This window comes from Flammeovirgaceae bacterium SG7u.111 (assembly GCA_034044135.1).
In the GTDB taxonomy this organism is placed as follows: Bacteria; Bacteroidota; Bacteroidia; order Cytophagales; family Flammeovirgaceae.
Genome location: CP139021.1, coordinates 4,921,005 through 4,933,804, shown reverse-complemented (window position 1 = coordinate 4,933,804; position 12,800 = coordinate 4,921,005). Strand labels below are relative to the sequence as shown.

General features: G+C 41.7%; 12 protein-coding genes. 1 reads left to right on the top strand and 11 read right to left on the bottom strand.

What is annotated here, in order from left to right; all coding sequences use genetic code 11:
* Positions 1-5 precede the first annotated feature (5 nt).
* From tnpA to R9C00_19250, 10 genes are all read right to left on the bottom strand, one after another.
* Complete coding sequence (gene tnpA, locus R9C00_19295) at positions 6-440, bottom strand: IS200/IS605 family transposase (protein WPO33847.1); 435 nt, start codon at positions 438-440, stop codon at positions 6-8.
* A 381-nt stretch (positions 441-821) separates the two neighbouring features.
* The gene (locus tag R9C00_19290) at positions 822-1,271 is read right to left on the bottom strand and encodes an SRPBCC domain-containing protein (protein ID WPO33846.1); all 450 of its coding nucleotides are present in this window, start codon (positions 1,269-1,271) and stop codon (positions 822-824) included.
* Between the two features lies 1 nt (position 1,272).
* Positions 1,273-1,596: a metalloregulator ArsR/SmtB family transcription factor gene (locus R9C00_19285; GenBank protein ID WPO33845.1), complete on the bottom strand. Its 324-nt coding sequence runs from the start codon at positions 1,594-1,596 to the stop codon at positions 1,273-1,275.
* A 124-nt stretch (positions 1,597-1,720) separates the two neighbouring features.
* Positions 1,721-4,021 (bottom strand): FdhF/YdeP family oxidoreductase, encoded by a 2,301-nt coding sequence (locus tag R9C00_19280; protein ID WPO33844.1) that lies wholly within the window; start codon positions 4,019-4,021, stop codon positions 1,721-1,723.
* Between the two features lie 153 nt (positions 4,022-4,174).
* On the bottom strand, positions 4,175-4,978 hold the full coding sequence (locus tag R9C00_19275) for an alpha/beta hydrolase-fold protein (protein ID WPO33843.1): 804 nt from the start codon (positions 4,976-4,978) through the stop codon (positions 4,175-4,177).
* 340 nt (positions 4,979-5,318) lie between these two features.
* Positions 5,319-6,437, bottom strand: coding sequence for a Zn-dependent alcohol dehydrogenase (locus tag R9C00_19270; protein WPO33842.1), 1,119 nt, complete (start codon positions 6,435-6,437; stop codon positions 5,319-5,321).
* A gap of 15 nt (positions 6,438-6,452) precedes the next feature.
* Positions 6,453-7,697, bottom strand: a complete 1,245-nt coding sequence (locus R9C00_19265) for an FAD/NAD(P)-binding oxidoreductase (GenBank protein ID WPO33841.1) — start codon at positions 7,695-7,697, stop codon at positions 6,453-6,455.
* A gap of 4 nt (positions 7,698-7,701) precedes the next feature.
* Complete coding sequence (locus R9C00_19260) at positions 7,702-8,010, bottom strand: 2Fe-2S iron-sulfur cluster-binding protein (GenBank protein WPO33840.1); 309 nt, start codon at positions 8,008-8,010, stop codon at positions 7,702-7,704.
* Between the two features lie 288 nt (positions 8,011-8,298).
* Positions 8,299-9,459 (bottom strand): cytochrome P450, encoded by a 1,161-nt coding sequence (locus R9C00_19255; GenBank protein ID WPO33839.1) that lies wholly within the window; start codon positions 9,457-9,459, stop codon positions 8,299-8,301.
* 82 nt (positions 9,460-9,541) lie between these two features.
* On the bottom strand, positions 9,542-9,688 hold the full coding sequence (locus R9C00_19250; GenBank protein WPO33838.1) for a hypothetical protein: 147 nt from the start codon (positions 9,686-9,688) through the stop codon (positions 9,542-9,544).
* A 458-nt stretch (positions 9,689-10,146) separates the two neighbouring features.
* Between R9C00_19250 and R9C00_19245 the strand changes: the two genes are divergently transcribed.
* Entirely contained in the window at positions 10,147-11,001 is an 855-nt protein-coding gene (locus R9C00_19245) for an AraC family transcriptional regulator (protein ID WPO33837.1), read from the top strand.
* 206 nt (positions 11,002-11,207) lie between these two features.
* Here the strand turns inward: R9C00_19245 and R9C00_19240 are convergent, their stop codons facing one another.
* Positions 11,208-11,930, bottom strand: a complete 723-nt coding sequence (locus tag R9C00_19240; GenBank protein ID WPO33836.1) for a DUF6252 family protein — start codon at positions 11,928-11,930, stop codon at positions 11,208-11,210.
* Between the last annotated feature and the right edge of the window lie 870 nt (positions 11,931-12,800).

Below are 12,800 nucleotides of genomic sequence, written 5' to 3'. Positions count from 1 at the left end.
CCAAACTATTTTTTGAGGACATCAAAGCCATATCTCCTAATAAACTGATCGTACTCTTGTGCAAAGGTAACATTCTTATGATGCTCTTCTTGGTTTGCAATGTACTTCCTTACAATTGGTAATTTTTCATCATCCACACCGATGGCGAGGTACTCGTCTTGCCATTGGAACTTGGTTTTTGTGAGCTTTTGTTTATTGATCCAATGTGAAGATTCACCTTTTATAAGAGTGGCAGTTTTTCTAATGCTGATATCATCGTTGAGGGAAACTAGACAATGTACATGGTCTGTAAACCCATTGATGAAATCAATAAAGATATTTTTGGTTTGAGCATTTTCTTTGATATGTTTAAATACATCTTGCCTGATGTTATTGGTCAATAACGGCATCCTGTTTTTAGTAGACCATACGAAGTGTACATAAACCTTTATGAATGACATCTTTTTAGTTTGGGCTAAAGCCCGATTTAGGGTTTTGGATATTACGGGGCATAAATACCCCGCCTAATTATAACGGTGGTATGTTTTTACAATGTAGGGAATTGCATTTGATTAGGCAAGATGATTTAATTGGAAAAGGCGCTATTCGTGGGTACTGTTTCTTGCTCTGCCTTTTATCAATCATGTAAATTGATTTTTCACTAGGCGGGGTTTTCAAGCCCCGCAATGATTGATATACACATCGGCTTTAGCCTAAACTAAATGATATACTGAGCAATGATAGCTTATAGTTTGGCATGTATGGATAGGAGCGGGGCATAAATACCCCACCTATTTTGAAATGAGGTTTGCCTTTATGATTTTAAGGCAATAGTTCTTTTATCATGAAGCGTTTAAATAATCTGCTAATCTATCAAACGTAGAACCCCAGCCATTGTAGAAGCCCATTTTTTCTTGTTGCTGGCAATACTCCGCTGTTGGGTGAACCACACTGAAGGTGAAAAGCGTTTTTTCTCCCTGTTTCTCAAATGCGGCATGTAGTGTAACTCCTTCGGTCATTGGTTTGAAGTTAGCGGATGAGACTATTTTTGCCAGTTCCACTATTTCTGTGTATTCGCCCTCGGCAATGAAATTTTTTCCATCGGGCATGGCCATCACATATTCCCATTTGCCACCCACTTTAAATTCATGTGTGATGACTTTGGTTTCCATTCCTTTTGGTCTCCACCACTGTGCAATATGTTCGGGTTGTGTCCATGCTTCCCATACTAAGGCTAGGGGTGCATTGAATGTTCTTTCGAGGGTCAATGTACGGTCTTTCAAATCGCTCATATTATTTATCTTTTTGATTTTTTAATTTCATTAAATACTCTTCAAATGAATCGAGCCTTTCTTCCCACAGGCCTCTGTATTGTTCTATCCACAGGAAAGCAGGGATTAGATTTTTGGGTTGGATTTGGCAAAACCGCTCCCTACCTCTCTGGTCAATTTCGATGATTTCACACTCTTTTAATATTTTCAGGTGCTTTGAAATAGCAGGCCTGCTTACATCAAATTTTTCGGCGATGGCATTTATACTAAGTGGCTCACTTGCGAGCAATTCAATAATATCCCTCCTTACCGGATCTGCTATTGCTTGAAAAACATCTCTTCTCATTATTTTATGTAACTGATTGGTTACGAATATAAGTGTAACTAATCGGTTACGCAAGTGTTTTCTTAATTTTATTGGAAAATATAGATGAAAGAGACTATTGCTATAAGTCTTGGGAAAGCTTGGGTTACTCCACCTTCTCCACCTTTACCCTCACAGATTTACTAATAGGCGTGTTGCTCCTGTCGGCAAACTGGTCGTAGGGAATGAGTACATTAGTTTCGGGGAAGTAGGCAGCTAGGTTGCCCTCGGGGATGCTGTAGGGGATGATGAGGAAGTTTTTGGCTCGGCGTTCTTTGCTGTCGTAGTTGCTCACCAAATCCACTTTGTCGAGCTTTTTCAGCCCGAGTTTTTGGGTATCTTTCTCGTTCATTAGCAGTACTCTTCTTTCATTATAAATCCCTCGGTAGCGATCGTTTAAGCCATAGATGGTCGTGTTGAACTGGTCGTGCGAGCGGATGGTCATCAGCAGGAAATCCGATTGGCTAAGCTCGTGTTGTGGAAGGGGACAAACAGAAATGTGTGCCTTGCCACCGGGCAGTTTTGAAAAATGGCCCATTCGGGCATGGTTGGGCAGATCAAAGCCCCCTTTTTTGGAGCGCTCGCTGTAGTTGTCAAAACCATGGAACACTTGGGAGATTTTTTCCCTTACAAGGTCGTAGTCGCTTCCTAGTTGTAGCCAGTCTATGTTGGATTTGCCTTGGAAATACGCATTGGCTATGCCTGTCACTATCTCTGGTTCGCTCATTAGCTTTTCGGATGCGGGAGTAAGCCTTCCCTGCGACTGATGCACCTTGCCCATGCTGTTTTCGACTGTTACAAACCTATTTTGCCCATTTTTGGCATCTTGCTCGGTGCGACCAAGCGTAGGCAAGATCAGGGAAGTTTGCCCCGGTACTACATGCGTTCGGTTAAGTTTGGTGCTGATAGAAACGGTCAGTTGGCAGTTTTGCAGTGCTTCGCCCGTATAAATAGTGTCGGAAGCTGCCGATAGGAAATTCCCGCCAAGGGCGATGAATACCTTAGCTTTGCCCTCGTGCATGGCTTTGACGCAGTGCGCCACATCCAGCCCTTCTTCGGTAGGAGGGTCGAAATTGAACACTTTTTTATAAGCATCAATAAGCTTTGGCGAGGCATGGTGGGTAATTCCCACGGTGCGGTCGCCCTGAACATTGCTGTGCCCACGGACAGGGCAAGTGCCAGCTCCTTTTTTTCCGATGCTTCCTTTGAGCAAAAGTAGGTTGACGCATTCTTTTATATTATTAACGCCGTTTTTGTGCTGTGTAAGCCCCATTGCCCAGCAGATGATAATGCGTTTCTTTTGGGCGAGGAGGGCAACGGTTTCTTCTACTTTACCTGAGCTGATGCCTGTTTGTTGGAGCAATTCTTCTTCCGAGTACTGTTCCAAATCAGCCAATAACGCTTCTGCTCCTTGGGTATTTTTTTGGATAAACTCATGGTCAAAAACGCCTCCTTTTTCAGCATCGAGCTTCGCCAGTTTTTTGATGATCAGCTTGAGTAAAGCCACATCTTGGTTGATCTTTACCTGAAGGAAAATGTCGGTTATGGAAGCTCCATTGCCTATAACTCCTTTGACTTCTTGCGGGTTTTTGAAGCGAACCAAACCAGCTTCTTCCAAAGGGTTGACCGTTACTACTTTGCCACCATTTTCTTTGCATTTCTGCAAAGCGGAAAGCATTCTGGGGTGGTTGGTTCCCGGGTTTTGCCCAATCACCATCACCACTTCAGCATCCGAAAAATCTTCCAAGGTGACCGAGCCTTTTCCTATTCCCAAGGTCTCTCCCAAGGCAGCTCCGCTGGACTCGTGGCACATATTGGAGCAGTCGGGCATGTTGTTCGTTCCGTAGGCTCGGATAAACAGCCCGTACAGAAAAGCAGCCTCGTTGCTCGACCTGCCCGATGTATAAAACACGGCTTCGTTGGGGTCGGCTAATGAGCGCAGGGAATCCCCGATTAGTTCAAAGGAGTCTTCCCAAGAAATGGGTTCATAATGATGGCTGCCCGGCTTCAAAATCATAGGCTCAGTTAGCCTTCCGCTTTTCCCTATTTCATAATCCGTCCAATTGGAAAGTTCCGTGATGGAATGCTGCTTGAAAAAGGCTGGGGTAACTCGTTTGTTTGTCGCCTCTTCGGATATAGCCTTTACCCCATTTTCACAAAACTCACCCAACGATGACCTTTTTTCTGGGTCGGGCCAGGCGCATCCGGGGCAGTCGAAGCCACCTTTTTGGTTAAGCTTGGAGAGTGTAGCCACCGATTTTGTTAACCCCATTTCCTTCATGGCATGGTCAAGGGCTACTTTTACTGCGGGCAAGCCAGCCGCATAAGCTTTTGGTGGAGTCAGCTTCAGGTCGGTGAATTCTTCTGGACCTACTATAGAGATGTTTCTTTTGGTTTTGGTAGTCATGAAGGAGAGGTTATAAATGGGTTTATCTTTTAGCAAATCGAACAATTAGCGAAGCTCGCAAAAGTATTTGGAAATAGATTGAAACAGCACTTTATCATTATATGATCGGATAATTCCTTCATCGGCATATCGGCACATTAGATAATTAGCACATCACTTAATCTTATCAAAAAACAACAGCGTATCCACCAAATGTTCTTGCCAATATTCCCATTGGTGTCCACCTTCAAATTCTTCGTAGCTATGGTCTATTTTCTTTTCCACTAGTTGCTGGTGCAAGGTTCTGTTGTAATCGATCAGCTCATCGGTATTGCCGCAATCGAAGCGGAGAGGAGGGAGGCTATCCCTGTTTTCCAAAATGCTGGTAAAGGCATCTTCGTTTGCCCTCACTTTTTGCTTGTAAGCCGACAAGGGCTCTTCAACAAACAATTCCATTTGTCCCACTTCGGTGATGGAACTGTGGGCGGAAATGCCTGCATATTGCTTTCCATACTTCGACCCAACTTTCAGTGCGCCAAAGCCTCCCATGGAAAGCCCTGAGATAAATAGTTGAGACTTTTCCGAAACTTGAGGAATATTTTCCTTCACGGCAGTGGGTACATCTTCGGCAATCCATTTTTCAAAGTCTTTGCCGTCGTGTGCCATATAGCCCGATCCATCGCCCCAAAGACCATCGGAAGGCATCGCTAATACCATCGGTTTGATTTTACCTTCTTCAATCAAGCGTTGAGCTGTTTTATGCGCCCCACCCAAAAAAGCCCAGACCCACGCACTTCCGTACACGCCATGTAAGAGGGTGACTATGGGTAGGTTTTCCAACTGTTCTCCTTTGGGGACAAATACACAAATATCGCCTCTGCCCTTCAGGTTTTTCGATTTCACGGTGATGAATCGAAGCCCATCCATTTCAAATTGAGGATTGGAAAGCTCTGTTGTGTTGAATATTGATTTAGTCATTGGTATTTTAATTTTTAGCTTTTGCAGACGGTTGCAGGTTTCAACGGTTCGCCCTGCGAGTTACAAGTTTTTATCTTTTTCAATAGGGTTTATCACGGTTTGATTTGTATAGATTTTTTGGGCTAAAAGTTAGTTTAGGCTAAAGCCAACATCGTTTTTACTTCCAAACGGGGCTTAAAAGCCCCGCCTATTGATTCTTTTATCACTAGCAACGGGCTAAAGCCCGTTGAATAACACCATACCTATTCGGCTTCAGCCGAAACTATGTGCGTTATTGATAGTTGGAAATGCCTTTACTGTCAAAAACCGTGATAATCTCTGATATATTTTCAAAAAAAGACTACTCAAACACAATTACACCTTTCGCATTCTTTCCAGCCAACATATCGTCAAAAGCTTGCTGGAGGCTTTCCAAAGGATAGGTTCGGGTAATCATCTCGTCTAGCATGAGCTCGCCTTTGTCGTAGAGGTCTACTAGTTTGGGGAAATCTATCTGTGGGCGACATTTTCCATACAAGGGGTTGATATAGATTTTATCCCATTCGAAGAGGTTCATATCGATAGTGATGGTCTCTTCGATACCACTCACTTGCACGGCAGTTCCTGCATTTCTGACCATGGCAAGCGGTGCAGCGCCCAAAGCCGGAACGGCGGTACATTCAAAGGCATAGTCAGCGCCCCTTCCTCCTGTCATTTCTTTTACTTTTTCCGCTGCTTGCATCAAGCCTTTATCGTCTCTATCAGCCAAAATGGTGTGGGTAGCGCCAAACTGCTTCGCCATTTCCAATCGCTTTTCGTTGATGTCTATGGCAATGATTTTGGCTGCACCAGAGATTCTTGCTCCTTGGATCACGTTTAGCCCTACACCTCCTGTTCCCAATACCACTGCCGAGCTTCCTGCCGTCAGTTGTGCCGAGTTGACTACCGAGCCATAGCCCGTCATCACTCCGCAGCTAATGATACTTGCTGAGGCCATAGAGAGGTCTTTGCTTTCCAACTTCACACAAGCCGATTCTTTTACCAAAGCATATTCGGCAATAGTACCAATGTTGAATGAGCGTTCAATGGCTTTATTATTCCACTTTGTTCCTTCCAAATGTGCATGGCCAGGGGTAAAACCATTGCCTCCAGCAGTTACAGGTGAGTTGTTTTCGCAGATGTGCTGGTTGCCTTCTTGGCATTGGAAACATTTCATGCAAGGAGTTGCCCAGTTCAAGATCACGGCATCTCCAGGGTTGAAATCTGTGACTGCACTACCCACTTTTTCAACTATTCCAGCTCCTTCATGTCCAAGGACGATGGGCTTTCCCCAGTTTAAAGAATCGTGGTCGGTATGGCAAAGCCCAGCTGCTTTTACTTTTACTATAATCTCGTCTTCTTTGGGGTCTGCAATGGTAACGGTGTCAATTATGAACTTTCCGTCTCCAGTAGCTATTGCTGATTTAGATTGTATGGGCATTTTTTAAGGTCTTTTTTATACAAAATTGTTTGGTTTGAAAGGAATGGCTGTGTCTGCCAGTTTATTCTTATCGAGCACTTGACCACTTTTTATAAAGCGTGTGCCCAACATATAGGCTTTTGCAAAATTTACGGCATCAACAGCGAGTAACTCATCGTCTTTAAAGTACCAAGTGGAGAAACTATTTTCGGCTTCTTCTTTTCTCACAACAATGTCATTGTACCCATTTGAAAGCCCGACTATTTGAAGCTTTACATCAAACTGGTCCGACCAAAACCAAGGGATGCTATCATACACTACACCCTCTTGTCCGCAAATTGCCTTTGCAGCAGTTTTTGCTTGGTCTACAGCGTTCTGAACAGATTCTAATCGTACATTGGTTTTGTAATGAGGATTGTAATGATAGGTGCAGTCCCCAATGGCATAAATGTTTTCATCATTGGTTCGGGCGGTTTCATCTACCTTAATACCATTTTCAATGGTTAAGCCTGCCTCTTGTGCCAATTCGGTATTGATTCTAATACCTACACCAACTACAATTACATCGGCTTCATACCTAGTGCCATCGTCACAAACTACTACGTTACAATCGCCTTGCTTTTCAATAGCAATCACATTTTTGCTAGTGCATATTTCAACCCCATTGTTTTGATGCAATCCTGTAAAGAATTCAGACATTACTGGAGCGGTGACTCTAGCTAAAATACGTTCTTCACGCTCCAGCACAACCACTTGAGCGCCTAACTTTTTAAGGGACGCTGCGGTTTCTAACCCAATGTAGCCACCGCCAATCACTACCACACGCTTTTTATCGGAAGAGTTAAATGCTTTTCTAATGTTTACCGAGTCTTCGGCAGTACGCATTGGAAACACGCTTTGGGCGGCATCTATCCCCTTTATTGGCGGTATGAACGGACGTGCACCAGTGGCAATAACCAACTTATCATAAGATTGGGTCGAATTATCACTTAATGAAATGATTTTGCTGCTACGGTCGATGCCTTTTACAGCAATACCCAGTTTTAGCGTGATGTTTTCATCGTCATAGTTTTCCTTTGGGAACAATAAACTTTGCTCCGTACCTTCTTCACTTGTCAGATAGGCTTTTGACAATGGAGGACGATGATAAGGGAATTCTTTATCAATATCATAAAGAATGATTTCCCCTTCCCAGCCTTCTCTTCGTAGGGAAAAAGCTAAGTTTATTCCAGCATGACTTGCACCTACAACAGCGCATACTTGATTCTTTGTTACTGTCATGTGATTACTTTGCAACTTTTAAAATCAACCCGTCAGGAACTTCATCAACTTTAAGTTGGCATGCTAAACGGCTATATTCACTTACATTATCGTCAAACTCCAGCATATCCGCTTCAAGTTCGCTTGGTTCTCCAACAGCATTCCAGAATTCCTCCTTTACATGTACATGACAGGTAGCACAAGAGCAAACGCCACCACAATCGCCATCAATTCCTTTTACTTTGTTTTTAACCGCTACTTCCATTACGCTTCCAGAAGTTGCTTCAGTTTCTATGGTTTTGTTGTTGCTGGTTATGAATGTTATTTTTGCCATTTTTCTATTGATTTATGTTTAGTACTCGGTAAACTAAGTTTTTGCACTTTCTAAATAAAGCCTTTGTTGATGATTTACTACTATGCTCAATTGTTGCTTGTTACTCGTTACTGGTTGCTAGTTTTAAAAAAAACAGTCAATCAACTTATTACCTAGTTATAACCAGCATTATTAAAACCCGTAACCCGTAACCCGTAACCCGCAACCGCAGCGGCGGACCGCTAGCAACCGTCAGTAATATCTGAAAAGCAAAATAATGAGCACTATTAAAACACTCGATTATTTAGTTTATAGTCTATTGAATTTTACTTGAATGTTGTCAAAGCCTACTTTCCGTTTAAATTCGTCAAGGTCTTCTATGTTTTCTTTGCAATCGAGAATTTCCATAGAACCTACCTTTTCAGTAAGGGTTGTCAATAAGATTTTCATTATTTGACGTGCATGAGTTGCGCCTAAGCAGTTGTGCGTGCCAAAACCAAAACCTACATGCGGGTTTACTTTTCGGTCTAAAACGACTTCATCGGGTTTTTCAAAAACACGTTCATCTCTATTGGCAGAAGCCCAACACATGGATATTCTACTTTGCGCTTTTACAGCGTGTTCGCAAACTTGCGTGTCTTCGGTAGCTACACGTCCCATTTGGGTGAGGGGTGAGAAATAACGAATCAGTTCCTCAATGGCCGTGTTCATTATTTCAGGTTCATCGCGCAAGCGTTGTAAGGACTGAGGATGGTCTGCAAAATAGGCGATAGAATTGGTTACTGCATTAATAACGGTATCCCTACCACCGGCAAAAGTTAATATCAACACGCCTTTCACCTCTTCTTTGGTCATTTTTTTACCGTTCGCTTCAGAAGCTAGCAATACAGAGTATAAGTCTTCGCCAGGGTTGGCTATCGCTTTGTCTATTTGCGCATCAATGTAATCGTATAATATATTGGCTTTATCGCCATCCAAGGCAGTGTCTTCACTTCTGAATACGTGCGTGCCCCACGAAATCCATAGCTCCGACTCTTCATATGGAATGTTTAGTAAAAGTGTCAACGCTCTGGATTGTAGTTTCAAGGAGAATTCTTCAACTACTTCCAAGCTTCCTTTTGTGAGGGCTTCCTCAACCACCCCATTTACAATGTCAGTCAATTTTGACTGATATTCTTCTTCTAATGGACGCTTGAACCATGGCTCAACTAGCGCTCTGTATCCTTTATGTTCTGGTGGGTCAACTTCAAAAGGGATTTGCCTAACATCTCTAATATGTACTTCTGAAGGCACAACAATTCTACCGATTTCTTCTCCGCCCGACTGGAAGGTTTTCCAGTTATGAGCACATTTGCGGACATCTTTATGCCCAAGTACCATTTTTACCGGATCATCCTGATCATTCATCTCGCCAATACCTTTGCCCTCTCTGGCCTCTTTAAATGGGTCTGATAGCGTGCTTTTTTTCATGCTTTTATGATTTTGATTGATAATGTCTTTTTGGAATGAGTTGTAACAAACCTTGTTATCAGTTTGTGATTAGTTGAGCTCTTTAGTGGAAATGATCTCTTTTTGGCCAGAGCTCACATACAGAAGGATGGTTTTTGAATGTGTAATTTTTGTGCAGGGACGGTTGGGCAAAAGAAATGGCTTTGCAGTGCTCGGTTTGCCCCTCGATGTTAACTACTTCCAGCTCCATATTCACTCTGGTTTTGTTGATGGTTTATTTTAGTAATAGTACTTAATAGTTACTACCATTCATTCTCCAGTTGTGCTATTGAAGCCTTCCATTTGCGAAGAATTACATCTTTGGTAGTTTTTATATTCTTTATGAATTTCTTGATAACTCGGTTTCCAATTGGATTAAAGTAACACACAGAAGCTAGAGGTTGGAGGATAGAAGCTGGAAAAAGCAACTCGATATTTATTTTAAGCTATTTCCCATTTTGTCTAACCTCTAATTTCTATCTTATAAACTCTTGAAAGAAACCTTAAACTCTTTCCATAATGCACTTTATTAAGCAGATTCGTAAAGAACACATTTTGCAATAATGAGAAATAATATGGGGCGTAACTTTTCCTTTTTTGATAAAAAAGTAAACTATTCTGTTTGTTAAGGAAAATTTATATCTTTATCAGTAACAAAAAAGAGTATTTATGAAGCCGGAACTAGAAGCAATCAGGCTTGGGAAAAGAAATTCGATCTTGGTGTTTGAATACTCCAACGACCATTTTGACGCACCTTGGCATTTCCACCCCCAATACGAGCTGACCTATATTTTGGAAAGCAGCGGCACGAAGTTTATCGGCGATTTTGTGGGACCGTACGAAAAAGGAGAGTTGGTATTGTTGCGCTCCAATCTTCCCCATTGTTGGAAAAGTCATCGGGAGGAAAATACCGCATCCCGTTCGATGGTGGTGCAATGGAACAAAGGCATTTTTGCCAAAGTGCCGGAAATGGAAACGCTCTTTGATATGTTCCGAAAGGCTTCCAGAGGAATTATTTTCGAGGGAGAACATGTGGGGAAATTCATTCCCAAACTCATAGAGCTTGACCACCTATCGGGATACGAGCTTTATGTAAAACTGCTGGAACTGCTCCTGAACTTGACGGAAATTCCAAGCAAAACGCTTTCAGATGCCAGCTTTTTAGACGATTTGCCCAACGAGTACGGGGACAGAATGGGCAAAATCCACGACTTTGTAGAAACAGAATACCATAGGAAAATCCAAGTGAAAGAGCTGGCGGACTTGGTAAATATGTCGGAGCAATCCTTTTCCCGCTTTTTCAGCAAGATGATGGGCCGACCGTTTTTCACCTTCCTCAACGAATACCGCATCAACATGGCGGCAAAAATGCTTATTGATACAGATCGATCCGTTTCACAAGTAGGTTTTGCCTGCGGCTACGAATCCCTTCCTTTTTTCCACAAACAGTTCAACAAGTTCAAACAAGAAACCCCGCACAAATACCGAAAGAAATACGGGTACGTGGCGAGGTATAAGCAGTAGAGTTAACTTAGTCTAATAAAGCTTATTGATAGCAAGATATGAGCTGTTAGGTAGTTTTTTAGCCCAAACTCTGTTTTTAATCATCCTCACGGTTATCATAAAGAAGGCCACCGAAGCTTTTCTTCAGTGGCCTTAAGGTTTACCCTAAATTTAGGGACGGGGTGTTGATAAAATCTTAGCTAATCATAGGCATAGCGTAATCTTAATTAGTAATTCACAGAGAAGCTGCCTTCCGTAATACTTGCTGTATTAGAACCTATAAGCTCAGATGCTTCGAAATTAAATGTTCCCTCAATGGTACGGTTCTGTATGTCATGCTTACTTATGATAAGTTTACCCTGATCTGCAGTTAAAAATACGGAAGTGCCAATATTGTATTGGGCTGAATAATCCCCAAATGACTCTATATCATATGTTCCTGGAGTTATTGTAGGAGGCATGGAAAGACTAAATGTCTTGTTATTATCATTGCTGGTAGCAGAGATTTGGAGAGTACCGAGTGCTACATAGGCAATAGCAGAAGTAGCTGTCCAGTCCGTACCATCCACCTTTAAAGAAAAGCTGTTAGATCCCCCTCCACTAGCTGTTCCAATCAGTACTTTATTTATTGTGCCATTCGTAACACTTACAGTACTGTTATCAATAGCGCGAACAAGTGTAAAAGAGAATGTGCCACTAATCCAACCCTCGGTTTTATCTATTGCTGTTATCTCAACAGTGCCGCCTGCAGTTGCCGAACCATTGGTGGTATGTGCATTTGCTCCTATTTGCTCTGTGTAGGCTGCTACATGAACTGATGATTGTTCGAGTGTATACACTCCTGTATTATCATCTGATAGGGTAATTGTGATGACCTGACCGTCATCCGTCCGACCTGTAATGTTGGTAAAGCCATTATTAATGGTTGCGGCATAATAGTTGGGCTCCACAGCTTTCCATCAATACTTGCCGACATACCCTCAGTGCTAGGGGCTTCAAACTCTTCGCTACAAGACGAAAAAAAAGATACAGCCAATATTGCTGAGAATGTTAATAAAAATAATTTGAATGAATTAAACATACTTTTTATTGGTTGAAAATTTAAAAAAAATAGTTACTGTAATGTGAAATCAAAAAGGTCTATCAAGAATAAAATTATCTTGTACTACTCTTTAGAATAAGAATAGATGACCTTTACATGTAACGGTTGAATGTATATATAATATTGCATATATATAAATTTATTCAATACTTATGCTAATTACTTGTAGAGCTTGAGGCTTGCCTTTTGATTTGAAATGATTGGCAGTAGGGTAGGAGTTAGAAAAGAAGGGACTATCAATAAAAAATATCTTGCTTTATTTTGTTTCCATTTTAATTATTGATGGCGGAACTAGAGCTTCTGATAGTAATCTGCCTATATCTTTTGGGGATTAGCATTACCCCTTACTTTTTCTTCATAAAGTTGCCAGATGGTATATCTTCTCTCATATAGCGTATTGCAATATCTGCTTTTAAAGTAGGGAATTTATAACCTCTTTTTTAGCATGGTCTTGTTCTTCAACTCCAATATAGAGATCTATAACGGAAGGAGTTGCTGAAATAAGTGGGCTGTTTTTACATTTTTCGCAAATAACTCTTTCGGTATGAACTCTTACAAGCTCATTATCCAGCCTCAAAAGTTCATAATAAAATACTTGTCCTTTACATTCTCCTAAGCAACTTTTTAATTCATCATATTTAAAATTATTCGTTGCTTTTTTGCCATAAAAGCAATCTTAATTCCATTGAGGTAAGGGTAGGTTGTTAAGCCCTTCCAT